Annotated in this window: 22 protein-coding genes; 11 read left to right on the top strand and 11 right to left on the bottom strand. The window is 61.3% G+C overall.

Annotated elements, in window-relative coordinates; translation table 11 throughout:
• Window positions 1-84: 84 nt before the first annotated feature.
• Complete coding sequence (locus tag ACTJLD_RS28920; RefSeq protein ID WP_440660203.1) at window positions 85-1773, bottom strand: ABC transporter substrate-binding protein; 1689 nt, start codon at window positions 1771-1773, stop codon at window positions 85-87.
• Between the two features lie 268 nt (window positions 1774-2041).
• On the opposite strand from ACTJLD_RS28920, the gene ACTJLD_RS28915 reads away from it, so the two are divergent.
• Window positions 2042-3079, top strand: coding sequence for an MDR family NADP-dependent oxidoreductase (locus ACTJLD_RS28915; RefSeq protein WP_059693539.1), 1038 nt, complete (start codon window positions 2042-2044; stop codon window positions 3077-3079).
• Between the two features lie 180 nt (window positions 3080-3259).
• Here the strand turns inward: ACTJLD_RS28915 and ACTJLD_RS28910 are convergent, their stop codons facing one another.
• Window positions 3260-4165: a LysR family transcriptional regulator gene (locus tag ACTJLD_RS28910; protein ID WP_440660201.1), complete on the bottom strand. Its 906-nt coding sequence runs from the start codon at window positions 4163-4165 to the stop codon at window positions 3260-3262.
• A 118-nt stretch (window positions 4166-4283) separates the two neighbouring features.
• On the opposite strand from ACTJLD_RS28910, the gene ACTJLD_RS28905 reads away from it, so the two are divergent.
• From ACTJLD_RS28905 to ACTJLD_RS28895, 3 genes are all read left to right on the top strand, one after another.
• A complete protein-coding gene (locus tag ACTJLD_RS28905) occupies window positions 4284-4874 on the top strand; it encodes a flavodoxin family protein (RefSeq protein WP_060311538.1) in 591 nt (196 codons plus the stop codon).
• 82 nt (window positions 4875-4956) lie between these two features.
• The gene (locus ACTJLD_RS28900; protein ID WP_119336681.1) at window positions 4957-6012 is read left to right on the top strand and encodes an aldo/keto reductase; all 1056 of its coding nucleotides are present in this window, start codon (window positions 4957-4959) and stop codon (window positions 6010-6012) included.
• A gap of 95 nt (window positions 6013-6107) precedes the next feature.
• Window positions 6108-6398 (top strand): DUF1330 domain-containing protein, encoded by a 291-nt coding sequence (locus tag ACTJLD_RS28895; RefSeq protein ID WP_027792058.1) that lies wholly within the window; start codon window positions 6108-6110, stop codon window positions 6396-6398.
• Between the two features lie 96 nt (window positions 6399-6494).
• On the opposite strand, the gene ACTJLD_RS28890 is transcribed toward ACTJLD_RS28895, so the two are convergent.
• Window positions 6495-7523 (bottom strand): NADPH:quinone reductase, encoded by a 1029-nt coding sequence (locus ACTJLD_RS28890; protein ID WP_440660200.1) that lies wholly within the window; start codon window positions 7521-7523, stop codon window positions 6495-6497.
• A gap of 143 nt (window positions 7524-7666) precedes the next feature.
• Here ACTJLD_RS28890 and ACTJLD_RS28885 point away from each other — a divergent pair, with 143 nt between their 5' ends.
• The gene (locus ACTJLD_RS28885; RefSeq protein ID WP_440660328.1) at window positions 7667-8020 is read left to right on the top strand and encodes a winged helix-turn-helix transcriptional regulator; all 354 of its coding nucleotides are present in this window, start codon (window positions 7667-7669) and stop codon (window positions 8018-8020) included.
• Between the two features lie 118 nt (window positions 8021-8138).
• On the top strand, window positions 8139-8561 hold the full coding sequence (locus ACTJLD_RS28880) for a hypothetical protein (protein WP_060170228.1): 423 nt from the start codon (window positions 8139-8141) through the stop codon (window positions 8559-8561).
• 242 nt (window positions 8562-8803) lie between these two features.
• On the opposite strand, the gene ACTJLD_RS28875 is transcribed toward ACTJLD_RS28880, so the two are convergent.
• The gene (locus ACTJLD_RS28875; RefSeq protein ID WP_060349641.1) at window positions 8804-9871 is read right to left on the bottom strand and encodes a hypothetical protein; all 1068 of its coding nucleotides are present in this window, start codon (window positions 9869-9871) and stop codon (window positions 8804-8806) included.
• Between the two features lie 603 nt (window positions 9872-10474).
• Window positions 10475-10744 (bottom strand): GNAT family N-acetyltransferase, encoded by a 270-nt coding sequence (locus ACTJLD_RS28870; protein ID WP_440660327.1) that lies wholly within the window; start codon window positions 10742-10744, stop codon window positions 10475-10477.
• A 1371-nt stretch (window positions 10745-12115) separates the two neighbouring features.
• Here ACTJLD_RS28870 and ACTJLD_RS28865 point away from each other — a divergent pair.
• Both ACTJLD_RS28865 and ACTJLD_RS28860 read left to right on the top strand, forming a co-directional pair.
• The gene (locus ACTJLD_RS28865; RefSeq protein ID WP_059693529.1) at window positions 12116-13282 is read left to right on the top strand and encodes a porin; all 1167 of its coding nucleotides are present in this window, start codon (window positions 12116-12118) and stop codon (window positions 13280-13282) included.
• Window positions 13283-13944: 662 nt separating this feature from the next.
• On the top strand, window positions 13945-16458 hold the full coding sequence (locus tag ACTJLD_RS28860; protein WP_226255673.1) for an EAL domain-containing protein: 2514 nt from the start codon (window positions 13945-13947) through the stop codon (window positions 16456-16458).
• Window positions 16459-16478: 20 nt separating this feature from the next.
• On the opposite strand, the gene ACTJLD_RS28855 is transcribed toward ACTJLD_RS28860, so the two are convergent.
• The 5 genes from ACTJLD_RS28855 to ACTJLD_RS28835 all read right to left on the bottom strand — a co-directional run bounded on the left by ACTJLD_RS28855 (window position 16479) and on the right by ACTJLD_RS28835 (window position 20841).
• Window positions 16479-17519, bottom strand: a complete 1041-nt coding sequence (locus tag ACTJLD_RS28855) for a YncE family protein (RefSeq protein WP_440660197.1) — start codon at window positions 17517-17519, stop codon at window positions 16479-16481.
• A 158-nt stretch (window positions 17520-17677) separates the two neighbouring features.
• Window positions 17678-18295, bottom strand: a complete 618-nt coding sequence (locus ACTJLD_RS28850) for an HAD-IA family hydrolase (RefSeq protein ID WP_059693523.1) — start codon at window positions 18293-18295, stop codon at window positions 17678-17680.
• A gap of 176 nt (window positions 18296-18471) precedes the next feature.
• The gene (locus ACTJLD_RS28845) at window positions 18472-19041 is read right to left on the bottom strand and encodes a nucleotidyltransferase family protein (RefSeq protein ID WP_081066056.1); all 570 of its coding nucleotides are present in this window, start codon (window positions 19039-19041) and stop codon (window positions 18472-18474) included.
• Between the two features lie 114 nt (window positions 19042-19155).
• The gene (locus ACTJLD_RS28840; RefSeq protein WP_301824952.1) at window positions 19156-19782 is read right to left on the bottom strand and encodes a tyrosine-type recombinase/integrase; all 627 of its coding nucleotides are present in this window, start codon (window positions 19780-19782) and stop codon (window positions 19156-19158) included.
• 150 nt (window positions 19783-19932) lie between these two features.
• On the bottom strand, window positions 19933-20841 hold the full coding sequence (locus ACTJLD_RS28835) for a LysR family transcriptional regulator (RefSeq protein WP_119336692.1): 909 nt from the start codon (window positions 20839-20841) through the stop codon (window positions 19933-19935).
• A gap of 147 nt (window positions 20842-20988) precedes the next feature.
• Here ACTJLD_RS28835 and ACTJLD_RS28830 point away from each other — a divergent pair, with 147 nt between their 5' ends.
• The 3 genes from ACTJLD_RS28830 (at window position 20989) to ACTJLD_RS28820 (ending at window position 23847) form a co-directional block, all read left to right on the top strand.
• The gene (locus tag ACTJLD_RS28830; RefSeq protein ID WP_060349607.1) at window positions 20989-22443 is read left to right on the top strand and encodes an amidase; all 1455 of its coding nucleotides are present in this window, start codon (window positions 20989-20991) and stop codon (window positions 22441-22443) included.
• A gap of 87 nt (window positions 22444-22530) precedes the next feature.
• Window positions 22531-22698 (top strand): hypothetical protein, encoded by a 168-nt coding sequence (locus tag ACTJLD_RS28825; protein WP_185625810.1) that lies wholly within the window; start codon window positions 22531-22533, stop codon window positions 22696-22698.
• Window positions 22699-22896: 198 nt separating this feature from the next.
• The gene (locus ACTJLD_RS28820; protein ID WP_440660195.1) at window positions 22897-23847 is read left to right on the top strand and encodes a universal stress protein; all 951 of its coding nucleotides are present in this window, start codon (window positions 22897-22899) and stop codon (window positions 23845-23847) included.
• A 12-nt stretch (window positions 23848-23859) separates the two neighbouring features.
• Here ACTJLD_RS28820 and ACTJLD_RS28815 read toward each other — a convergent pair.
• On the bottom strand, window positions 23860-24085 hold a 226-nt coding region (locus tag ACTJLD_RS28815; protein WP_440660194.1), incomplete at its 5' end, for a hemerythrin domain-containing protein.

The raw sequence follows: 24085 nt of genomic DNA, 5'->3' as shown, positions 1-24085 counted from the left end.
CTTTCATGCGCTGGCGTGCTCGTTGTTCGCGCGGTCACTCGAGACGGGCGACGCACGCGTGTCTTCCGACGCGTGGGGAGGCCGTCACCGCACCCAGAGATTTGCGAACGGCACGAAGCCCAGGGGGGCGGCCTCTACACCGGCAACATGCGACTCCAGCTCGATATGCTGATGCTCGTGCGAGATCGGGATCAGCCAGCCCGCTTCGACCAGTTGCCGGCCGATCTCCTCGTAGCCCGTCATGCGCACGCGCGCATCGGCTTGCGCCTGCAGCCCCTGCAACACGCGATCCAGCTCAAGCACCGCATCGGCCGGCATCCACTGCCGAAAAATGCTGTCGGCGGCAAACCATTCGTAGCATCCGAAATCCTCGTCGTCATGCAGTATCTCGCTGCCCAGCACCAGGTCGGCCGCATCCAGCCAGTCGCGCCGGATCAACTCGGCATAAGGCAGCGCCATCACCTGCAGCCGGATATCCGCCTCGCGCAGCCGGGCTTCGATGATGCGCGCCAGCGCGAGTTCGTCATGGGTTTCCCCCGTCACCAGGGTGAGTTCTGTTTGAGCGGGCAAGGAGGGCACGGGGCCCGATGCCGCGACGCGATGCTGCCAGGCCGGTAACAGGCCGGCCGCGGGCCGTCGCGCGGGATCGTCGGCCCCGAACAGGCGGCCGGGCGCAAGCCAGTCCGCCAGCGCGAGCCGCTGTTCGCGCTGGCGAAAACCGTCGCGCGTGGCGTTGCAGACCACGTAGGTGCAGCCCGCCTGCACCCGCACGATGCCCTTATTGGCTTGCGTGCGGGAAACGGAGTGGCCGAAGCGGAGGTCGAAGCCGTCCGCCAGGCCGGTCGAGGGAAGAAACCAGAGATCCAGTTCGTCGAGCAGGGCCCGCTCGCGGTAATGATGGCCGAAGGCCGACAGGGTAATGCGGTATTCGCTGTGACGCGTCAGCCTGAACGGCCCCGTTCCGATCGGCATGCGTGCGAAGTCGGGCTTCCGGTGCCGCGGCACGATCGAGGCATTGGCCGCCGCGAGGCGCTGCGGCCACAGATGATCGACGTCGCTCAGACGGCACACGATTCGCCGGCCGTCGCCGATTTCCACGTCGAGCAGATGACGGTATAGCCGCTGGAAATAGCTCGGCTCGTCACGCATGCGCAGCAGCGTGTACCGCACGTCTTCCGGTTCCAGCGGCGTGCCGTCGTGGAAGACGATGTTCGGCCGGAGCCAGAAGTGCCAAACCCGTCCGTCCTCTTCCGATTCCCAGTGATGCGCCAGTGCCGGCACGACGCGCTGCGTGTGCCGGTCGAACTCGGTCAGTCGCGAAAAGATCTGCCGCACCAGATGCGCTTCCAGCCGGCTGATCACCCGATAGGGATCGAGTTCGTCCACCGCCCGATAAAGGGGAATGCGCAGACGGTGGCTGTGCGAACCCTCCGTATCGATGCCCAGGAAATCTGGCAGCCGTTTCAGCAACTGTCGGCGCTGCTCGTCTGCCAGGCTGGCAAACGCCTGCTCCAGTTCCCCTTCCGCCAGCAAGGCCGACAGGCGGTCGAGCACCGCGTGCTGCGGCGGCACCAGGATAGTCAGGCGCGAAAAGTGGCCACGGCCGCGCGCCGACTCCCAGCGCAGCCAGCCTTGCGCTTCCATCTTGCGCAGCAGGCCCCGCACGTTGCGTTCGGTGCAGTTCAGGGCGCGCGCCAGCGCCGGCAGGCCGGGCTGATTCCCCTGCTCTTCGAGAAACTCGCCAAGTCGATGAAACCGGTCGATCAGTCGCATAAAAGAGGAAACAAAAAAATCGAAATTTGCCGTTTTTATTGTGCTTGCCGTTGTGCAGAATGTACACGCGTATAAAACAAGTCGATTCAAACTAGCCTTGCCAGAAGCGGGTATGCATCGTTTTGTTGATTTGTGTGGATTTGTAAAAAAATAGCTGAATCGAACGTCAATTTCCATTCCCGGGATTATTGATTCGATCGCCATTGCGTAAATATCGCTGCTTCAATACGGCAACGCCCCGGCCTTTATCAATCATCGTGGATAGTTAATGAGCGAATTGGATTTTGAATATCTTCCATCCCGCAATACGCTGGTTCATCAGGTCGAACGTCCGCACGGCGAACCGCGGCGGGAGCATTTCCGTTTCGTCCGGCAGCCGCTGGCGCCATTGGCGCCCGGCGAAGCTCTGGTGAGAAACATGCATTTTTCAGTCGACCCCTACATGCGCGAATGCATGGACGGCGACTGGGCACTGCATGCGCCGCTCGAAGGCCGGACCATCGGCCGGGTACTGCGCTCCACGGACACCGCGCTGCGGCCCGGCGACTGGGTATTCCATCGACAGGGATGGCGTACCTACGCCCAGGTACCGGTGCAGGCGCTGCGGGTGATCCGGCCCGCGGAGGGTGTGCCGATCACCGCGTGGCTGAGCATCCTCGGCGGCACCGGGTTGACTGCCTGGGTCGCCCTGACCCGCATCGTCCGCCTGCAGCCCGGCGAATCCGTTTATGTGTCCGCCGCGGCCGGCGGCGTTGGCACTGCGGCCGGCCAGTTCGCGAAATTGCTCGGCGCGGGCCGGATCGTCGGGAGCACCAGCAACGAAAGCAAGGCACGGCAACTGATGCACGGCCTCGGCTATTCCGACGCATTCGTCTACCGGCCCGGGCAAGTCGCTGCGCAATTGCGCGAAAGGGTTCCCGAAGGCATCGACGTCTACCTGGACAACGTCGGCGGCGAACAGCTCGAGGCAGCCATCGCCGTCCTGAAAGACCACGGGCGCGCGGCGCTGATCGGCGCGGTCGCGCAGTACAGCGCGCTGCAGCCTCCCGCCGCGCCGCGCAATCTGTTCGACGCGGTGGGCAAGAGCCTGACGCTGCAGGGCTTTCTCGTGAAGAACTACGCCAGCCTGCAGCAGGAACTAGAGGCATTCGCGATCCCGCACCTCCAGCGCCGCGACCTCGTTGCGCCCGAAACCGTCACGACGGGCTTCGACAACATCGTCGACGCGTTTCTCGCGATGCTCTCGGGCGGCAATCTCGGCAAGGCCATTGTCAGCGTCGATAGCGACGACGAAGGTGCGTCCTGATTCTCGCCCGCGGGATGCGGACGGTAAGCCATTGCGATCTGTCACGACCATTCGACTTGCGTTCCAGTAAGCGACCTTCGACGAACACACAAGCGCCAGCGCGATTCAAGACCAGATCGACGAAGGTGTCGCCGAACGACCGAACGACCCGCGCCGGACATAAACCACCACCCCCGCCGCTCAATCAAGATAAGGCTCCAACACCCCCTCGATCCAGTCCATGAAGGCCCGGACGCGGGGCGACAGATTGCGCCGATGAGCCACGACAAGCGACGCGGCGAGCGGCTCGGGACGCAAGTTGGGCAACACCTCCACCAGCGCGCCGCTTTCAATGTAATGCGCAAGCGTCGGATATCCCGCCTGGATCAACCCAAGGCCTGCCAGCCCGGCTGCATGATAGGTCTGCACACTGTTGACCTGCATCGCGCTCGGCAACGGAAGCGACGCATAGCCGTCGCCGTCCGGGTATTCCCATCCGGCATGCCTGGCACCGAGTGTCAGCGTGTAGTGGATCATCCGGTGTCCCTGCGTGCGCAGATCATCGAGCGTGTGCGGTGTGCCGTACCGCGCCAGATAGCTCGGGCTCGCCGCATTGGTCATCCGCAGTTTTCCCAGCGGCCGGGCAATCAGCGTCTCGTCGACGATCGGCCCGAGCCGGATCACGCAGTCGAATCCTTCCTGGACGAGATCGACACGCCGATCGGTGCTCGAAAGTTCCAGTTCCAGTTCCGGATGCGCCGCCATCAGTTGCGGGAGTGCGGGAATCACGACGCTGCGTGCCAGCTCGGTGGGCATGTCGACGCGCAGCCTTCCCCGCAACGGTGTGCCGTTGCCGGAGAACATCGATTGCAACTCCTGTACTTCGGCCAGCAGGTCGCGCGCGCGTGAATAAAAGGCGCGCCCGTCTTCGGTCAGCTGAACGCGCCTCGTGGTCCGGTGCAGGAGTGCAACGCCCACATCCCGCTCCAGCTCACGGATCACCATCGACACACGTCCCTTCTGAATACCGAGGCTTTCGGCCGCGCGCGTGAAGCTCGTCATTTCGGCGACACGGGCAAAGATCAAAAGCGCGTCGAGGTTTTGCATTGTTCACCCAGGGAGTAACAGAACGTTCAATTTGTCATCGTTTATAACTCAGTTGTGGCTCGGTAGAGTGGCTTTCCATGTCGTCCACGGCGGACAACGCGAACGAAAGGAAGCACCCATGACACCACACGCCTCTCCGGTCAACACAGTCGTCGTATTCCATTCCGGCTACGGGCATACCGAGCGCATGGCTAGCGCTGTCGCCGAAGGCGCCCGCGCCGTGCTCGTCGCGATCGACAGCGAGGGAAACATTCCAGCGGATGCCTGGGAAACGCTCGCCGGCGCGGACGCGATCCTGTTCGGCTCGCCGACCTACATGGGCGGCCCGAGCTGGCAGTTCAAGAAGTTTGCCGACGCATCCTCGAAGGTCTGGTTCGAAGGCGGATGGCGGAACAAGATCTTTGGCGGCTTCACCAACAGCGCAAGCATCAACGGCGACAAGCTCAACACGCTCGAATACTTCTTCCTGCTCGCCGGGCAGCACGGCGGCATCTGGGTCAGCATGGACATCAAGCCGGCGAACGTGAAAGCCTCGATGCGTGACGACCTGAATCGCATGGGCGCCTATATCGGGCCGATGGCGCAAACGCCTGCCGATGCGTCGCCCGAGGAAATGTCGCCGGGCGACCTCGAGACGGCACGCCGCCATGGCATGCGCGTCGCGACGATCGCCGGACAGTTTCGGTCCGGAACACCTCGAGGCAACTGAAATCCCGGCATGCGCGACGGGACGTGACGCAACGCAACGGACGCCGCCGCATGCCATCCAGCCACGTTTGAAGGGAAGGGTGATGAAATACAAGCAACTTGGCCGCACCGGCCTGTACGTTTCCGAGTTGTGCCTCGGCACGATGACGCTGGGCGGCAACGCCGATGCCGGCATGTGGAAGGCGATCGGCGCCGTCGAACAGGACGAGGCGAACCAGCTGATCGCCCGCGCGCTTGCCGACGGAATCAATTTCATCGATACCGCCGACATTTACTCCTTTGGCCAGTCCGAACGCATCGTCGGGCAGGCCCTCCGGGACATCGGCGTGCCGCGCAGCGAGATCGTGCTCGCGACCAAGACGGCCGGCGTGATGGGCCGGAAGCCCAACGAACAGGGGGCGTCGCGCGGCCACATCATGGATTCCGTGCAGAGAAGCCTGGAACGGCTTCAGGTCGACCATATCGATCTGTACCAGATTCACGCCAACGATCCCGTCACGCCGATCGAAGAGACGCTGCGCGCCCTCGACGATCTCACGCGGCAGGGGCTGGTCCGATATGTCGGCGTGTCAAATTGGCGCGCGGGCAGGATCGGCAAGGCGCTCGGGCTGAGTGCGGCGCTTCGCGCCACGCGCTTCGAGACGCTCCAGGCCTACTATTCGATCGCCGGACGTGACGTCGAGCGCGAGCTGGTGCCACTCGTCGTCGAGGAGCAGATGGGGCTGCTCGTCTGGTCGCCTCTCGCCGGCGGGTTGCTGTCGGGGAAGTTCGGTCCCGGTACGTCGAACGACAGCGGTTCGCGGCGCAATCATTTCGATTTTCCGCCGGTCGATCTTGATCGAGCCTGGCCGTGCGTTGCAGAGATGCGCACCATCGCCGATGCGCACGATGTCTCGGTCGCCCGGATCGCGCTCGCGTGGCTACTTGCGAGGCCGCATGTCACGAGCGTGATTGTCGGCGCCAAACGGATCGAACAGCTCGAAGACAATCTCGGCGCGGTCGACGTCGTCCTGACCGAGACCGAGCTTGCGCGTCTCGATGCCGTGAGTGCTTTGCCGGCCAGCTATCCCGGCTGGATGATCGAGCGTCAGGAGGCGGGCAGGCGCCCTCAACCTTTCCGGCGTGTCGCGTCGGAATAGAACCGGCGATCGCACCTCAATCCAGTCGACGCAAGTCGTTGAAGATCGCCGCCCCGCGTTGAATCGCGTGTTCCCGTTACCAAAGAGAGATCGACATGCCGAAGGGTTATCTAGTCGCACACGTCAGCGTTTCGGACCCGGCCGCCTATGCTGCTTATGCAGAAGCCGCGGGTGATGCAATCAAGGCTTTCGGCCCCAAGGTCATTGCGGCCTGGGGGCAGTATGAAAACCTCGAAGGCGAGGCCCATGAGCGGCATGTGGTTCTCGAGTTCGATTCGTTCGCCGAGGCCAGGCGTTTTTATGAGAGCCCCGAATACCAGACAGCCAAGGCACTCCGCGCCGGGGCAGCAACCGGGACCTTCGTCATTCTCGAGGGGGCTTCATGACGCTGACCACGACACGTTCGAACATGAGCGTCGTCGGTTCGATCTCGTGGCTTGCGAATGCGGGGACGCTGGCTTGCCGACACGTCCTTGCGGTGATCAATCATTTGGCTGAACGTCCGCCGGCTCATGCGACCGGACGAGCGATGGCCTGACGATGATCTTGCCGATAACCTGGCCAGATTCCTGAGCCTGGTGGGCTTCAACGATGGCGTCGAGCGCGAATTGCATGCCTATGGTCGGCACGTAGGCGCCGTCCTCGAGGCATCGGCAGATCGCCGAAACGGCTGCGGACTTGGCGGCCGCCGGGACGGTGTAAATGTAGACGAACCGGAATGTGCAGCCTGCGATCATGGCGTCGAGCAGGGGAAGCGGTACCTGATCGGCAGCGGATCCTACGGCGTACGAACTGATGATGCCGCCGTTGGCGAGGCAGCGCATATCGATGTCGAGGTTGTCTTGCAGACTGACTTCCACGATACGATCGACTCCCCGCTGCCGTGTTGCCGACTTCACGATCGCGACCACATCCTGCAGCCGTCGATTGATCACGAGGTCTGCACCCGCACGCCGTGCGGCGTCTGCCTGCGCGGGCGTTGAAACGGTGGTCGCGACCCACGCGCCGGCCCATTTTGCAAGCAGGATTGCTGCGGTTCCGACCGCTCCCGCGCCGCCCTGGACGAGTATCGCGCGACCCTTGATGTCGCCGTCCGAGAAGAGACATCGATGGGCCGTGAGTGCCGGAATGCCCAGGCAGGCGCCGACCTCGAACGAAACGTTGTCGGGCAAAGGAACGGCCTGTGCTTCCGGAACGACCGCATATTCCGCGGCCGTGCCGAAGGGGCGGCGAGATTGCGCTTCGAACAGCCACACCCGTTCGCCTGTCCGTGTCGGCGCAACGCCGACACCGACCGCGTCGATCACGCCTGCACCGTCTTGATGCGGAATGACCATCGGAAATGCGGAAGGGCCGGAGAAGCCGGTACGCGCCTTGATATCGCTGGGATTCAGGCCCGATGCGTGGATGCGCACCCGGACTTCGCCCGGACCCGGTTGCGGAACCGGAAAATCTCCGAGCCTCAACACTTCCGAAGCGTTGCCCTGACGTTCGTAATAAGCGGCCTTCATCGATCTGATCCCTTGAATGAGTCCGGTCGCCGGTTATCGGCGGCCGATGTAACGATGCCGGGACTATCGGCGGTCGGCCGCTTTTGCACAAGAAGGCACGTCTTTGATATATAGGGAAAGAAATTATCCTATTGGGAGCCGGCATGACATCTTCGGTTAGCACGTATCCGTGCTCGGTCGCCGCGACGGTCGATGTCGCGGGAGGGAAATGGAAGCCGCTGATCGTGCACTATCTGCTGGGCGGTACCAAAAGGTTCGGCGAGTTGCGCGGCTTGATCGGAGCGGTGACCCAGCGCTCGTTGACGTTGCAGCTTCGCGAGCTCGAATCGGACGGCATCGTGACCCGTACGGTTTTCGCCGAGGTCCCGCCCCGCGTCGAATACACGTTGACCGAATTCGGCAGAACGCTCGCCCCGGTGCTCGACGCGATGAAGCAATCGGGCGATGCTTACCTCGCGCGACTGGAGCAATCCGCCGAGCGCCGGCCGTGTTCGTGAGGTTCCCGTTGCGTCGCGGGGGATGTCCGGACACCCTTGCCCGGCGAGTCGTTGAAAACGCGCACGTGCCATAATTCGCCGGTTCCTGGGCTACCCGACGCATCGTGTCCTTCACGAAATGATTTTGATCAGATCTCTTGCCGCCGCCTGCCTGTTGCTGGCGGGATGTATTGCCGCGGCGCACGCCGAGACGTATCCGCCGGAAGTGTCGAGAAACATCGACAAGCTCCAGTCCCGATGTGCCGGCAAATCCAACGACCCCAAGGCGGCCGCCTGCATCGAATACAAGGCCACGCTGGCCCGCACCGTTCCACCTGCTGTCCAGGAGTTGATGCGTCAGGAAGAGGTGGTCGATGGCCAATGCAGGAACGGCGCGGCACCGAAACTATTGCCTGACGGGCAATATGCTCCGGGCAGTGCGTGTGCACAACGCGAGCTGATGATGAAAACCATTCGCCAGCACGGCTGGTGCTGGGGGCACACGGACATGGATAGCTATCATCCGGGTTGGGTGGTCTGTCATCCCGGCGAATGGCAGTGAAGCCGGGCGAAGCTGTCGCTGAAACGCTCGCGTGACGGCATCGGCGGCGTTCGCGGATGGTTGCGGATTCGACGCGCGGGGGCGACGGGCCGAGGATTGTGAACGATCGAGCGGCTCGTGCCGAACGACCTTTTGAATCCGCCGCCGAGCCCGGTCGCTGCCTGGTTCGACAATCCGCGACTGACCTGACCCGATCCGCTGAAGGCTATCGACACTGGTGCGTGTTGAAAACACGCCGACTGTCAATCGGACGACGCCGGCACCTCATTTCCCTGAGCCGCACCGCATTGATGGCAATGCGGGAAGAAGAAAAAATTCCGGCCGCCGCATTCGCAGACATTGAAGAGTCGTAATCCGCAATGCACGCAGAACGTGGAGTCGTCGCCGCCGAGATTCCATTGTTTGTCGCATGACGGGCAGCGCTTTTTTTCGAGCGAACGAACGGCTTTTTCGTAGCCGATCGTGCGCGCGCGTTCTCCCTGATCCTGCTGCAATTCGAGCCGTTTGCGTTCGGCATAGCGCTGAAAGGCCTTCATCATGTAAAGGCCGGCGAACACCGTGAGCGCAATGCCCACCAGGACTCGGACGTAACCGCCGAAATTCGGCAAGTACGGGACCAGTTCGATGAAGAACGCGCTCAGTGCAAACAGGCCAAAACCGTACACGAAAGGCCAGTAGCGTATCTTGCGGTAGCGTATGAACAACCAGATCGCAACCAGCAGTATCGGCAGCGTCAGCGCAAGCCGCAGTCCGAACACTTGCAACTCGTAGTGCCGTGTCGCTTCGTCGAAGCGCCGTTCGGCTGCTGCGTCCGCTTCTGCGATTTGCGTGTCTACTTGAGTCAGCTGCGATGCCAGCGCCCGTTGCTGATCGTTGATCGCATCGATCTGATGCTGCCAGTTGACCACCACGGCCTGGAGCGAATCCAGCTTGCGAGTTCTCGCCAGAATGTCGGGGTCCCTCGCACTGTCGCCGGTCACCGAGCGCGTTGCCAGCCAGTTGCGGAAGCTTTCCTTCTCGGCCGCATACTCCTTTGCGGCGCGGCCGCGCGCGACCTCCATGGTGTCGGCCTTGTCGGCAAGCGCGTTGTGCTGCGCCTGCAGATTGCGCCGCGCTGCGTCCAGCCGCGCTTTCGTCGGCGCATCGGCGAATTGCTCGATGACGGGCGGGCCGCCCGTCGGGGCAAACGCCATGTCGCGGATCACGAGACTGCCGAGCATGTTCAGAAAGACGGCGAAGATGATCGCGATTACCCATGAGGCGAGTCGCAGGAGCCGCGCGGGACTGGTCAGGCCGTCGCCGGAAGTCATCATTGTTTTGCCTTGGTTGGAATGGTTCGCAGTGTTATCAATCTTGACACAATGGTCGACTGCCTCTGTTTGGCCGGCTGCCGCCCGATGCGGTCATCGCGGCGAATCCAGGCCGAGTTGCTCCACTAGCTCAGGGAAGCCAAGCGACGTTGCCATCCTGGCAAAGGCATCCTGCTCTGTTGTCGATGCAACTGCAAGTGCCGCTGCGATCTCCTCAAGTGCGTTGACGTCGTCGTCCTCGGTGTGGAAGTTACTCCGCTGATCGATGTGCCTCACGGCCAGTACAAGTGCCTTGACTATTCCGTCCGTGTCGCTCTCAAAAGATCAAATGTGATGTGAACCATGTGCACCGGGAAGGCCGCTGCTTTGAAAAATTTCCAACGTCCGCAGTCGCGAGCCGTCGATTCTGTCTTATACCGTCTCTTTTAGGGAAGATTATTCAATGAGTAAAGCTTGCAAATGAAAATTGCATCCTAGAATGCGGGGTAAGTACGAGTAAATTCATTGCGTGCAGAATCAATATCAATCGACTGTTGAATTATTTGATATTTCATCGTAAGCACGGATGCTACGTGATTGGCGGTTACAAAGTCACCAAGAGGTTCACATCTTCACGCTGTGGAGATTGACTTCTTCCTTGTGGATTTCGAAGGTGCATCGATCACCTATCGTGGCTATCAGGCGAAACCCGCATTTTTCGGCGACGCGAAGAGAGGCTCGATTCTCGATAGCGCATGACGCCGTCATGCTCGTCATCCTGCCCGAGCCGAACGCGAGAACGAGCAGCGCACGAATCGCATGAGCCGCGTAGCCCTTTCCCCAAAAGGCCGGCAACAAAAACCAGCCACAATCAGCCGAAACCGGGTCGCGGATCGTTGCTGTGCGATCGCGTCTGCCAACGCATGTTCACATTGCTCTCTCGTGCGTGGGAGCCACGACACATGGCGGCCACTTGCGAGCTCATCTGCAATTCGCAAAATCGCTCGATGTCGGACGGCACGTGCTCACGGAGTCGAACGGGGCATGAATTCATTCAGGTACCGGAAGCAGCCGGGCGCATTTCTGGAAAGGAGTCGTACGCGGTCACTGAATCATCAAGGCCAGGGCAGCGGATGCGGAAGCGACGGAAACCTCGATGGCAGCGAGCACTTCGAGAGAACGGCGTGCAGCGTCTGTCTCGGCGGGCTGGTGCCCTGCGATGCGAGCCAGGATACCTCGCTTACCGCTGCCATTTTGGCCCCGGCCCGACGTCGGATAGGGAGCGTCTGCCGTCAGCGCGTAAGCGCTCCCGTTCGACACCGGGTTTTCGTCTGATCGTGGATCAGCGTCACGGCGCGGATCTTGCTGACGCGGTGTCCTCGGGCCAGTTCCTATAAGGGTAAGTCCGGCATGGCGCAACGTTATCAAACCAGATTAACTTATATCAAACAATTTTTGACGCAAAATTATGTTCCTGATATGGTCTTTCGCACTCGCTAAGCGCGATCCGGCCACGTTGGTGCTCGGCGATTAGGTTCGCGTACTTCGCCAGCGGTTGAACCGGACGCTCAAGCAGCCTGTAATGGCGGCCGGTACGTCCAGACGGTCTTTTGTAGCAGGTGGAGCGTGGTCCGGTTTCGTCATCGCCGACCTTGCTCGCGGGCATTGCACGGGCGCTGAACGTGACGACGCCGGGCTGCTCCGAAATGCCATCGGGGAAAGTTCGGCTGAGCGCGGTGATCCGCTCGAGTTGTCCGGCTTCGCGGATTCGGCACATCGGTTCGCCGAATCGTGAATACGGCGGGAGGACGTCAGTTCGAATGAATCCTCTAGTGCGCGCTCGTGGCCAAGGCGCGCCCGGAAATCACCGCGCAGGGGGCAAGTTTCTTCGCGTGATCGACGGTGAAGTTTCGCCGGAGCTGGAAGGCAAGGTATTGATGCAGCAAACAGGCGACTCGGCACATTCTCGATCCACGGTGCCGTAGGGCTGGAGCGACAACGGAAGCAAGGAAGCGGCTTTGATCCAGGTGGGGACGCCGCGATTGTTCTGATCGAAAGAGTGCCGGACAGGTCGAGATGCGCGATGCTTCTCCGCATGCAATTTTGAGGATGACGAAATGATTGATTTGATTATGCCGATTTGGCGAATATGACGCTGGCCGTTGCGGCCGAGACGACGCGCAGGCCGTGCGCCGTCATCTGCATTCGAATACGACACAACCCGTTTCAAACAATCCCAAAACCACTCCTGACAGTGAAATACAGATGAAAAACAAAAACATCAACGTCAGCGTTATCGCTGTTGCCGCATTCGCCGCATCTTCGGCAGCAATGGCGCAGTCGTCGGTCACCCTGTACGGCATGCTCGATTCGGGTATCGGCTACACCTCGAACATCAATGGCCACAAGCGGTTCGGCCTCGACGGGGGCGCCGTAGGTTCGAACAAGTGGGGCCTCAAGGGGGACGAAGACCTCGGCGGCGGCCTCAAGGCGGTATTCAAGATCGAAAACGGTTTCAATATCGGTACGGGCGGCATAAACGGCCAGGGGCCGATTGGTGCCACGCGTTCGTTGTTCAACCGCCAGGCATACGTCGGCATTGCTTCCGATCGGTACGGTACGCTGCGCATGGGGCGCCAGCTCGATGCCGTAACGGAAATGGTGCAGGGCCTGACGGGCGACGCCATTTCAGCGTCGACATTCTCGACCCCGGGCGACGTCGACAACAACGACAACACGACGAACCAGAACAGCGCCGTGAAGTACATTTCGCCGGTCATCAACGGCTTCCAGGCTGAAGGCGCGTACTCGTTCGGCGGTGTTGCCGGTGCGATGGGTTCGGGGCAATCGTGGTCGGTGGCGGCGAACTACGCTCAAGGCGGCCTGACCGTCGCCGGCGGTTATTTCCGTGCGGCCAACCAGGGTGAGAACGGGTGGCAGAACGCAACGGCACAACCGGGTTTCGGTACCGCGCTGGGCTATCCGAGCTCGGGTTATAACGGTGGCAATGCGTTCAAGAGCGCGGGCATCGCCCAGATCGCAACTCAATACCAGATCGGTCCGTACACGGCGGGCTTGCGGTACTCGAATGCGCAGTACCAAGGCAACAACGGCCAGCCGTCGATCCACTTCAACGTGCTGGGTGCGCTCCTGCAGTACCAGGTCACCCCGGCGTTGTCGCTGGCCACCGGGTACACGTATGTCTACGGTTCCGCAGCCACGCCCAGCCAGGCTGCCGAAGGCCGCACGATGGCTTCGATCAACCAGGCGTCGCTCGGTGCCATGTACGCGTTGTCGAAGCGCACGTCGGTTTACGCCGTGGGTGCCTACGTCCATGCCCAGGGCGCTCAGGCTTCGGCTGCCGACTTTGGCAACACCTCATCGGGCGGTAACCAGGTTCAGGTCAACATCGGCATGCACCATAGCTTCTGATCTTCAAATTGCAGGCCCGGAAGCCCGGAGTAGTGGACGCACTACGCCGGGCTGGCAGCATTCCGGTGGTTCCACATGACCATGAGCGCTCGGATCGTCAACCATTCGAGCGCTCGTGTCAGACGGCCGCAAGCGGCCGGGGCGCAGCTGGCCGCCCGATCTCGAGTCTCGTCCGCGAATCGCCCGGACTTCACGGCGGCCGTGGACGGCTTCCATCCCGCCATGAGCGCCGCCGCCGGTCCATGCGACGCCTTGTCACCCGCGTGTAACAAAAAGCCCTGCTGAAGCCGGGGGGTGTCTCGGCCGCATTGACGGTTCACCCGTCCCGCAGCCGCTCGACTTGCCGGCGCGCAGCACGAATGTCGTCACGGCACTCAACTCTTCCAAGAATCTGTCGTTAACTCAGGGCGGCTGCCTCCGAGTGGGCGGCGCTCCGGCGTCTGAACCCGCTGGACAAGGGATCGTCAAATGCGACGTCGCGGCTCATGTGCCACGCTCGCCGCCGCGACGCCTCACACGATGGGTCAATGCCCCGTCTGCGAGTTCGATGAGTACGCAACCATTCGAGGCAAGCGAGATCGCGCCGCGCCTGTCGCCGCGGGCGAGCCTGAAGGTTGCCGGATCGAAGCGCGCCGGCGCGGGCTTTTCGTCTTGGTTAGAGAATGTATCCGAGCAGCTACGATGTTCCGATTGCGCGCCTCGTCGCGCGTCAGATTCTGTCCTGCACGCCCGCCACGCCGGTGCGGGAGGTCGCGCGACGCATGTTCATCGAGCGTTGCAGCTCAATCGTCGTGATGGAGGATGAACAGGTCGTCGGGATCTGGACCGAGCGCGATGCACTGTCGGCCGGCGATGATCCGCACGGGCTCGATCGGCCGGTCAGCGAGGTAATGAGCCATCCGGTGCTGACGCTCGAGGCCAACACGCCGCTGGGTGAGGCCGCGATGAAGTTCAAGCAGTCGGGCGTCCGGCACTTCGTGGTGGTCCGCGATAACGCCGCGATCGGCGTGCTGACGCAGACCGACGTCGTCGTGAACCAGGGGCCGGAGTTCTTCCTGCACCTGAAGCCGATCGAATCGATCCGCGTCCATCCGCCCGTCGTGGTGTCCGAGCAGGTCGCGCTGCACGACGTTGTCACGCGGATGCGCACGCAACGACTCGATGCGATCCTGGTCGGCTACGACGACGGCGAGCACGGCATCCTGACCGAGCGGGACATCGTCCGGCTCCTGGCGGAAGGCGCGTCCCAGGGCGCGGTCGGGGCCTACGCGAGCAAGCCGCTGCAGATGCTGAGCGCGAAGCAGAGTTTGTATACAGCACAGCGCTTCATGACCGAGCACAATATGCGGCACGTCGGCATTCGGGACGAGGCGGGCAGGCTGACCGGGCTGCTCTGTTTCGCGGACGTGCTGCAGAGCATCGAGCATGAATACGCGAACGAGTTGCGCAGCGCCGTGCGCGAGCGCGACGAAGCGCTGGGTCTCGCGCGCTTCAACCTGCGCATGGCGGATCGGGTGTTCGAATCGGCGCTCGAAGGCATCATGGTCACCGATCGGCACGCGAGGATCGAGCGCGTCAACCAGGCGTTCACGCGCCTGACCGGGTACACCGCGGACGAAGTGATCGGGCGCAACCCGGGCCTGCTGAGTTCCGGGCGCCAGACACCGGATTTCTACAAGCAGCTGTGGCATTCGCTGACGACCGATGGCCACTGGCAAGGCGAAATCTGGAATCGCCGCAAGACCGGCGAGCTGTTTCTGGAATACCTGACGATCACCAGCATTCGCGACAACGACGACGAGATCTCGCACTATGCGGCGATCTTCTCCGACATCACGCAGCGGCGCCAGGCGGAGGAGCGGCTGGGCTATCTCGCCACGCACGACGTGCTCACCGATCTCGCGAACCGGGCGCTGTTCGAGGAGCGGCTCGCGCACGCGATCGCTCACGCGAAGCGGCTCGGTCGCAAGGTCGCGGTGATGTACCTCGATCTCGACCGCTTCAAGCTGGTCAACGACACGCTCGGCCACAACGCCGGCGACGAGGTGCTGAAGCAGGTCGCGGAGCGCATCGTCACGTCGGTGCGCGCGAACGACACGGTGGCGCGCATGGGCGGTGACGAATTCGCGCTCGTGCTCGAGGAATTCGACGATGTTCGCGACGTCGGGCGCGTTGCACGCAAGCTGCTGGACGAAGTGGCGCGGGCGATCGATGTCGGCGGTCGCGAGATCTTCGTGACGCCGAGCATCGGCATCAGCATCTATCCGGACGACGGCACCGAGGCGGAGCACCTGATCCTGCTCGCGGACCAGGCGATGTACGGCGCGAAGAGCCGCGGCAGGAACGTGTTCCAGTTCTTCGAGAGCAAGATGACGTCGTCGGCGATGGAGCAGCTGGAGACGCTCGGCGAGCTGCACCGCGCGCTCGAGCAGAACGAATTCCGGCTGTTCTACCAGCCGCAATACGATCTGGCCAGCGGCCGGATCGTCGGCGTGGAGGCGCTGCTGCGCTGGCTGCATCCACGCAAGGGCCTGGTGCCGCCGGGCGATTTCATCGGTCTGGCGGAGCGGTCGGCGCTGATCGTCCCGATCGGCCGGTGGGTGCTGCGCGAAGCCTGCCGACAGGCGCGCCGCTGGCTCGACGAGGGTTTCGAGTTCGGGCGGGTGTCGGTGAACGTGTCGGCGCGGCAATGCTTTACCGACCATTTTCTCAGCGACCTGACGACCATCCTCAGCGAAACCGCGTTGCCGGCCGAATGCCTGCAGCTCGAGTTGCTCGAAAGCATGGCGATGAACACCCGCGAGGAAATCGGCATCCTGCTGCGCGAACTGGCGACACGGGGGATCAGCCTGGCGATCGACGATTTCGGTACGGGCTATTCGTCGCTGGTATACCTGAAGGATCTGCCCGTCGATACGCTGAAGATCGATCGGTCGTTCCTGACGGACTGCGGTTCGGGCAGCACGGATGATGCAATCGTGCGCGCGATCGTTGCGATGGGGCGCGCGCTGGGGCTCGATGTCGTGATGGAGGGCGTCGAGACGGAGAAGCAGCTCGCGTTCCTGCAGGAAATCGGCTGCCACCAGGTGCAGGGGTTTCTGTTCGCGCGACCGCAGCCTGCTGAACAGCTGGCCGGGATCTCGTTGCGTCGCGGTGCTGAGTTGCTGACCGAGTGAGTCGGTGGGGTGTCAATATGTCAGCAGCCGAGGTTCCCCGCGATCGCGCTGCTGCCGTTTTTGAACGACAGCATGTCCGTCACCTTGCCGGTATAAAAATCGACGATTTCACCGCCATGCGTCAGCAGCCGGTCGCCGAACCAATCTGCTGCCAGTCGCGCGGGCGGCCCACGGTGACGTTGAATGGCATGTTCGACCGCACCGGTATGTGCGTCGATCACCAGATCCTCGCCCCAATTGCAGCGTGCCGTTTCCAGCAAGGGTAAGCACAAATGGCTGCCACTCTCGTTAAACAGGATGTTGGCCGAGCGAACCTCGCCAAATTCGCCAATATCGCGCGACCATACTACCGAGCCATCCCGGTCACAACACAGCAATTGATTGGTATCGCTCGCGACGAACATGACTGACCCATCGCGCGCAAAGCGCAGGCGCTTGACCTTGCCGCCCGCCGGGAGATTGACCTTATTGATCTCGCCGCTGCGGCAATTCACGATCAGCACCGAATTCCTGGTTCGTTCGTCTGGAGCCCAAAGGAGTCCGTCGACCGGATCCACGTCGCCGAAACGTGCATCGAAATCACGCGCGACAGGATCGCCATGCTCGCCGGTGTCCAGATCGATCACCACCGGACGGCCTTTGTCATTGCTCTTGAAGGCGCTTACCAGCGCATAGCGCCCGGAAGGATCCAGGCGTGTCCAGAACGACAGAAACTTGTCGGTCTGATGCAGGACGGCGCCATCGGCAACTACGGTCAAGCGGCTGCGGTTGGTATTACGTGCGACTATCCACGACGCCGATGCCAATGCAAGGCGACGGCCGTCGCGCGATACATCACATACCGTATCGTCCGTCTGCGCGCCGGCGATCGATGTAATCGTTTTCGAATCACGGTCGTATTGCACTAACGCCGGCTCGGGAAGGAAAGCGTCAGTTTGGTCGAAGAACACGAGACCGCGGGGTACATCGATGTACACAAGTAACTCCGGCAAGAAATGCGCAAAAGACGTGTCGATCGCGATTGTTTGGGTTAGAAGTGACGCCTTGCGTCGGCGGATCATGTCCTGATTATCAACAGACTGGCACGTGGCGTCGAGCGATTGGTCGTGGGCGGCTGGTCGGAGCTGGTTGACCGTGGTCGACCCTCAACGGACGCTCGCTTCCCTCCGAAGCGGTCGTTTCACTCGCCTCGCGGCGCAATGATTCGTTCAACCTTCAATTAATCCAACAGCACTCGGTATCGTCCGGCTAACGTTGCGGTCAATCTTCCGACATCGTTCAGTTCATCGTCGTGCAGATAAGTGTGCATTCCAAGCTGCTGCGCCACGACCAGATTCGCAGGCGTGTTGTCCACGAAAACGGCTTCCTCTGGGCCGATATGTAGTTCACGCAATGCTCTCTCAAAGATCGTTGGGCTCTGTTTTCCCACACCATGCTCGGCCGACACGATTACTGGATCGAACAATTCATCGAGTTGTTGAGATTTTCTCAGGCAATCGAGCCTGTCTTTTTTATTGTCCGTGATGATCCCAACGGCATAGCGCTTTCTGAGGTCACGCGCCAAAGCAAACATGGCATCGTTCGTGGGCGTGCTCAGGAATGCCTGTTCGAGTAGTGAGAAATCGAGCTCATGCTCAATTAACTTGCATACATAAGACCAGATAGCCTTATGTGTCGTTCTCCCGAGGATCAAGTCGGCGTTGTAGTATGAGAAAGCTTTCTGGATCAGTTCGTAATCTACGCCCGAAGCATGGCTTAGATATTTGTTGGTCGTGAGTGAACCAGTCTTATCTGTCGTGAGAACTCCGTCGTAATCAAAGAAAATCGCTTTTATCACGCTCGCTCCATTTGATGTTGCCGGCAGAACATGGTGGGTGTCTGCTTAGGTTCGTCGCCGTCGATGTAGCTTCGCGCGTCTCTTTGTGGAGGGCCACCCGACTATGCAAGAAGCATATCGCGACACAATCATGGCAGTCCCACTGTTCCACAGAGGTTGATCAATCCGTGCACCGGTCAGCTTGGCACGATTATTACGCCAGGCCAACGTTTTTGATATTGCTTCTGTTCAATTCGCTTTCGATAGGTGTAGACGTTTACACGCGCCGGGTTGCGCCGAACCACCATTGCAAAAAGATCGTCAAGCCCATACGGTGCAATGACGTTAATCGAGTCGTCTTCTAGTAGCGTTAGTCCGACCGATGTCGCGAACTCAGGCCACGACGCGACAGCGTGTTCCAACGATACAAACGGCGAAACCGGATGGCCAAAAGCTGCTTCGAACCATGTGTGCACGGCGGCCTGATTGGTGACCTCCCAAGGATATTCAGGATATTGCGCCGTGAGGCTGTGCTGGATTTCGGCATCGCGAATCGACGACAAATCGGACGGGTCGAAGTAGGCTAAATCGACGTCGGCTAGGCATGTCGGAGTCGCATATCCGTGGAGCGAGTCCCAGACCAAATTGCGAATGGCCCCTGCGCCAATGCACCAGGATTTCAGGCCCATTGCACGTGACGCCGAGAGAGCCGACATACACCAAGATGACTGCCGGGCTATTTCGACTAATCTTTCATTGAGACTCATCGCGGATCTACGTGGCCTAAACGAGCAGCTCGGATCAGATTGTCTCCAAATCCAGCAGCACTGTCGAGTGACAGAAACTGGCCGGCAAGCGACCGCTTGCCGGCCGTGATGCCATCAAACCTCCGTCTGCTCCGCCATCTCAAGGGCATCGTCGACCTCGATGCCGAGATAGCGAACCGTACTTTCCAGCTTCGTGTGTCCGAGCAGCAACTGCACCGCCCGAAGGTTCTTCGTCCGCCGGTAGATCAGCGAAGCTTTTGTGCGGCGCATCGTATGGGTTCCGTATGCAGTATCGTCAAGGCCAATCGATGCAATCCAACGATGTACCAGCCGGGCATATTGCCGCGTCGACAGATGCGGTGACGTGTGCGACCGACTCGGGAACAGAAAATCCGCTGCCTTCAGTCCTCGCGCTTCGATCCAAGCTTCGAGGCTCTCACGAGGCCGTTCCGTGATCTCGAATTGCACCGGCCGCTGGGTCTTCTGCTGCATGATTGTCGCTCTGGACGCCACGTGGCTTCCGTGGCGGACATCTTGAACCAGCAACCGCGTAAGATCGCACGCTCGGAGCTTGCTATCAATTGCGAGATTAAACATCGCGAGCTCCCGAAGGTTCGGCGCCATTTGAAGTCGCGTCCGAATCGCCCAGATTTCTCGGAGTTTTAACGGCGGCTTCTGCCCGGTGAGCTTGCCCTTGTTCCATGGCGCACGGTCACGAACGACGACATTCTCGGATTCCATGACAATCTCCTTTCAAGCAAAGCGAGATTGAGTGCGCGCTTATCCGGCGGGCGCTATCGACCCGGAGCAGCCGCTCAACGAAATACACTTCCGAGGTCCGCTCCTGGCGCACAGGAGCCATTCGTCGAACCTGAACGCCTTCAATGTCTGTCACGTCATATCGCCGAAACGCAATTGCGTTTTGAGGTAGTTCAGAAAAGCTTGCAGCTTGGGCGAGGGAACCAGCTCTCGCGGAAACAGTGCGTTCAAATCCTGCGGTGGACCTATCCATTCGGGCAGCACTCTCAGTAAGCGCCCTGCCTCGACTTCGGGAGCCATGCTGGCATCCATAGCCAGCAACAAGCCTTTTCCGGCGCGCGCGGCGTCAAGCATAAGTGCGGGGTCGCTGGCGACGATCGCCGGTTCCAGCGCATAGTGAGTCGCCTTCCGTCCCGGCTTGCGCAGGGGCCAGGTATAGCCGCTGTCGCTACGAGCCTGATGAAGTGCGAGCGCAGGATGGAGCCGGAGTTCATCGGGAACGGCCGGCGCACCGTGCCGTTCGACATAGGCGGGACTCGCATAGACCGACGTCGAAAAAGTCCCGAGTCGCCGCGCCACGAGACTGGAATCGGGAAGGACGCCAAGACGCAGAGCGACGTCCACTTCGTCATCGAAAAGATCCAATGGCACGTGCGTCGCCAGAATATCGAGCCGCACATCGGGATAGCGAGAGGAGAATCCGGCGATCAATGGCGCGATCCACGTGACGCCGAACGAATACGGAAGCGTCACGCGCAGCCAGCCTGCGGGCGTGCCGCGAATACGCTGCACGGCATTCTCTGCCTCGTCGAGCTGTGTGCAGATAGTGCGGCAGTGCTCGAAGTAAGCCGTACCGGCCTCGGTCAGACGCAGTTTGCGCGTGGTCCGGTGCAACAGGCGCGAACCGAGGTGCGCCTCGAGTTCCCGCACTCGCCGGCTGACCGTCGTCTTGGGAATCTGCAACGCGATCGCTGCCGCAGTAAAGCTGCCTGATTGCACGACGCGAATAAACACAAGCGTGTCGTTGAGATCCCTGGTCATCGACGGCAATATCCGGACTGAGCATTTGTTGATGGCTTGAGCCTAGCATAGAGATTGTGCCGCTGATGGCTCAATCTTTGCTGTAAGAACGGGCTAATCACCAGCCCGCGCCTGCAATATCTTGTCGCCTTCAACCTGGAGGCGCACATGAATCTCAGCGAATACGCAAGTCACGATGCAATTGGGCTTGCAAAACGCGTGTCGGATCGCGAAGTCACGCCTGCCGAGCTTGCCGAACTCGCCCGTTCGGCGATCGAGGCCGTCAATCCCGCGATCAATGCGGTTATCGAGCACTGGCCGGCCAGCGATAGCGGAGGCAACCCGGAACACTGCACTGGTCCGCTTGCTGGCGTCCCGTTTCTGATCAAGGATCTTGCGGTTGCCATGAGCGGTAAGCGGCTGGAACTCGGGAGCCGGCTCTCCGGTGACGTTGTCGCCCCGGCCGATTCGTGGCTCATGTCGCGGTTCCGCGCCGCTGGACTCGTTACGATTGGCCGCACGACTACGCCCGAAATGGCGTTCAGCACGACCACGGAATCCACGCTCCAGGGTGCGACGCGCAATCCCTGGCAGCCGGATTCGAGCGCCGGCGGTTCGAGCGGTGGTGCCGCCGCCGCCGTCGCAGCCGGCGTCGTCCCACTCGCGCATGCTACCGATGCCGCCGGCTCGATACGGGTGCCGGCAAGCTACAACGGCTTGTTCGGACTCAAGCCGACGCGCGGGCGCAGCTCGAACGGGCCAGCCCTCGACGAAGTCTTCGCAGGATTTGGTGTGCAACTTGGCGTGAGCTGGAGCGTGCGGGACAGCGCCGCGCTACTCGATGCGATCCAGGGACAGGCGATCGGCGAGCCTTACCTGACCGCTGCGCCGGAGTACAGCTTCCTGTCGCAGGTCGAGCGCGAACCTGGCAACCTCAGGATCGGCATGATGACCGATCCGTGGAGCGCGGATCGAACCGACCCGGCAATCGCGACAGCGGTGGAATCGACGGCACGTTTCCTGGAAGAACTCGGTCACACGGTATTCGAAGTACGGCCGTCACTGGGTGTCTCGTGGGACGCGTTTGTGCAGATGAATGCGACGATCTGGACGGCGACGCTGGTCGGCTGGATCGAAGGCCTTGCTGCCGCAACGGGACGCCCGATCGATGAGACGACGCTGGAGCCCGCCACATTGGCCTGTTATCGCTATGGCAAGGAAGAAAAGGCGTCCGCATTCGCCGCCGCTCTGGCGATGCGCAACGTTGTGACACGGGCTGTCGGGCATTGGTTCGAAGACTTCGATGTGCTGCTAACGCCGACGCTGCCGCAAATGCCACCGCGCATTGGAGAGTACGGCGAGGGCGCGGAATCGATGAACGGCCTCGAATGGACTCAGCGAGTATTCCGGCATTCGCCTCTTACCCCGCCGTTCAATGTCGCCGGTGTTCCCGCGATGTCGGTGCCGCTAGCAAGTCATCCCGAAACGGGTCTGCCGATCGGGATGCAGTTCGCGGGAGCATTCGCGCGAGAAGATAAATTGCTGCGACTCGCAGGGCAGCTCGAACGCGCACGGCCGTGGATCGATCGGCGGCCCGTAGTTTGGGCGGGACGTCAGGAGTAACCGCGACAACGAGTGCGTTTCATGCGGGCGGCTCGGTCCGCCCGTCTTTGCCTGCGCTCTCACGCAAAGGTAACCTGCCGCCGAACCGTGAACATCTACGCGTTCATGGATGTCGACGATCTTGCTGCTGATATCGAACGTCCCTTCCTGCGGCGGCAGCCGCTTGCTCTCCCCAGCATCTGGCCAAAGATTGTTGAACGTCTCTATAACCCTTCTTGCGCGAACGTGACCGATTCGCTTGCAATCGGCGTTTAACCCGGAATTCATCACCAGACGAATTCGTGCGATAGCAGGTCACCAAACGCATTCAGAACGTGTGCTCGTAATTCAGTCGAACGTGAACCGTGTCGGCACTGCTATGGCGAATGTGCTTGACGAAGGTCAACCAGGTAAAAGCTGACCGCGCGAAAAATTGCCGTGTACGAGATCGTCGGTTGTCACTGGGGGACATTCATGAGCACCACCACTTCACCCGTCCAGGCCGTCCCCGCTCTGCGGCGGGTGCTGGTCGCCGTCGACGGTTCGACCGCATCCGTGCATGCACTCGCGTATGCCAAAGCGTTCCTCCCATCGAATGCGGCGGTGCACATCATCAGCGTTGCGGATAATCCGAGAACGCTCGTCCCGCTCGGGTCGAAAACCATGGCGTTCCTCGAATCCGCGCGCGTCGAGTTGCTCAGGGATGCATCTGATGCGGTGTCGCGCGCCAAAGCCGCAATGGATCGCGACGATCTCGTCATCGACACGGAAGTCATCGACCTCGCCACACGAGGCGGGGATGTCGTGAATGCACTGGCCGACAGCGCGCAAACCTGGCAGGCCGAACTCCTGATCGTCGGCGCACGTCAGCATCATGGCTTGCTCGGATGGGTCGAAGGGACGGTTTCCGGCCCGCTCGGCAAACTCATCGGATGCCCGCTGCTCATCGTTCCGGAAGGTTTCGCGTCGGTTGCCGAGCATCTGCCACGGCGGATGCTGTTCGCGGTTGACGGAAGCGCGATCGCACTCGACGCATTGCGGACAGGGTTGACATTCTCGCGGGTCGACACCGAATTCCGTGCGATATACGTGGTTGATCGCCCCCCAATGCTGGGCGACTTCGTCCTTGGCGGGGCACTGGAAGAAGCATTGATCGGCGAAGGAAATCATGTGCTCCAGGGTGCCACGGCCATAATCGAAGGCACGGCCAGACATGCGCAGTCGCAACTTGTTCACGCAGATCGAGCCGGCGCGGACGTTTCCCATCTGATCGTGCGCGACGCGCTCGAATGGAATGCGGACATGATCGTCATGGGCACTCACGGGCGGCGAGGCGTGACGGGCTGGCTCGTCGGCACCGTGGCCGGGCGCGTGGCGCGCATCACGAAAACTCCGGTTCTGCTCGTCCATGCGTCGCGTGCGTGACGCGCTTCGTCGTCACGCATCCGCACCCACGGCGTGGAACAGTTCCTCCTCCTGAGCGCAATGCAGGCGCACGATCGCTTCCAGCCCGTACAACAAGCGCTGTATCGCCTGCACCTGCGTGGTGTTCGTGCCGTCGCGCGGCAGGTCCGCGACCATTTGTCTGAGCGATCGGACCATCTTGAAGATCTCCCGGTGCGCGCCGCTCATCACAGCCAGCGGGTCCTCTCCGCCGAGAAGC

It is taken from the genome of Burkholderia sp. 22088 (genome assembly GCF_052045915.1).
Taxonomy (GTDB): domain Bacteria; phylum Pseudomonadota; class Gammaproteobacteria; order Burkholderiales; family Burkholderiaceae; genus Burkholderia; species Burkholderia cepacia.
Note: the sequence above shows the minus strand (reverse complement) of the source record. Positions and strands in the feature narration are given on the sequence as shown.

Bases quoted from the DNA above. Each gene is read 5' to 3' on its own strand.
- ACTJLD_RS28890 (WP_440660200.1), bottom strand. From the start codon at position 7,523: ATGAAGGCCGCTTATTACGAACGTCAGGGCAACGCTTCGGAAGTGTTG.
- ACTJLD_RS28915 (WP_059693539.1), top strand. From the start codon at position 2,042: ATGAGCGAATTGGATTTTGAATATCTTCCATCCCGCAATACGCTGGTT.
- ACTJLD_RS28885 (WP_440660328.1), top strand. From the start codon at position 7,667: ATGACATCTTCGGTTAGCACGTATCCGTGCTCGGTCGCCGCGACGGTC.
- ACTJLD_RS28910 (WP_440660201.1), bottom strand. From the start codon at position 4,165: ATGCAAAACCTCGACGCGCTTTTGATCTTTGCCCGTGTCGCCGAAATG.
- ACTJLD_RS28900 (WP_119336681.1), top strand. From the start codon at position 4,957: ATGAAATACAAGCAACTTGGCCGCACCGGCCTGTACGTTTCCGAGTTG.
- ACTJLD_RS28840 (WP_301824952.1), bottom strand. From the start codon at position 19,782: ATGGAATCCGAGAATGTCGTCGTTCGTGACCGTGCGCCATGGAACAAG.
- ACTJLD_RS28830 (WP_060349607.1), top strand. From the start codon at position 20,989: ATGAATCTCAGCGAATACGCAAGTCACGATGCAATTGGGCTTGCAAAA.
- ACTJLD_RS28860 (WP_226255673.1), top strand. From the start codon at position 13,945: ATGTATCCGAGCAGCTACGATGTTCCGATTGCGCGCCTCGTCGCGCGT.
- ACTJLD_RS28835 (WP_119336692.1), bottom strand. From the start codon at position 20,841: ATGACCAGGGATCTCAACGACACGCTTGTGTTTATTCGCGTCGTGCAA.
- ACTJLD_RS28920 (WP_440660203.1), bottom strand. From the start codon at position 1,773: ATGCGACTGATCGACCGGTTTCATCGACTTGGCGAGTTTCTCGAAGAG.
- ACTJLD_RS28905 (WP_060311538.1), top strand. From the start codon at position 4,284: ATGACACCACACGCCTCTCCGGTCAACACAGTCGTCGTATTCCATTCC.
- ACTJLD_RS28855 (WP_440660197.1), bottom strand. From the start codon at position 17,519: ATGATCCGCCGACGCAAGGCGTCACTTCTAACCCAAACAATCGCGATC.
- ACTJLD_RS28895 (WP_027792058.1), top strand. From the start codon at position 6,108: ATGCCGAAGGGTTATCTAGTCGCACACGTCAGCGTTTCGGACCCGGCC.
- ACTJLD_RS28865 (WP_059693529.1), top strand. From the start codon at position 12,116: ATGAAAAACAAAAACATCAACGTCAGCGTTATCGCTGTTGCCGCATTC.
- ACTJLD_RS28820 (WP_440660195.1), top strand. From the start codon at position 22,897: ATGAGCACCACCACTTCACCCGTCCAGGCCGTCCCCGCTCTGCGGCGG.
- ACTJLD_RS28875 (WP_060349641.1), bottom strand. From the start codon at position 9,871: ATGACTTCCGGCGACGGCCTGACCAGTCCCGCGCGGCTCCTGCGACTC.
- ACTJLD_RS28880 (WP_060170228.1), top strand. From the start codon at position 8,139: ATGATTTTGATCAGATCTCTTGCCGCCGCCTGCCTGTTGCTGGCGGGA.
- ACTJLD_RS28845 (WP_081066056.1), bottom strand. From the start codon at position 19,041: ATGAGTCTCAATGAAAGATTAGTCGAAATAGCCCGGCAGTCATCTTGG.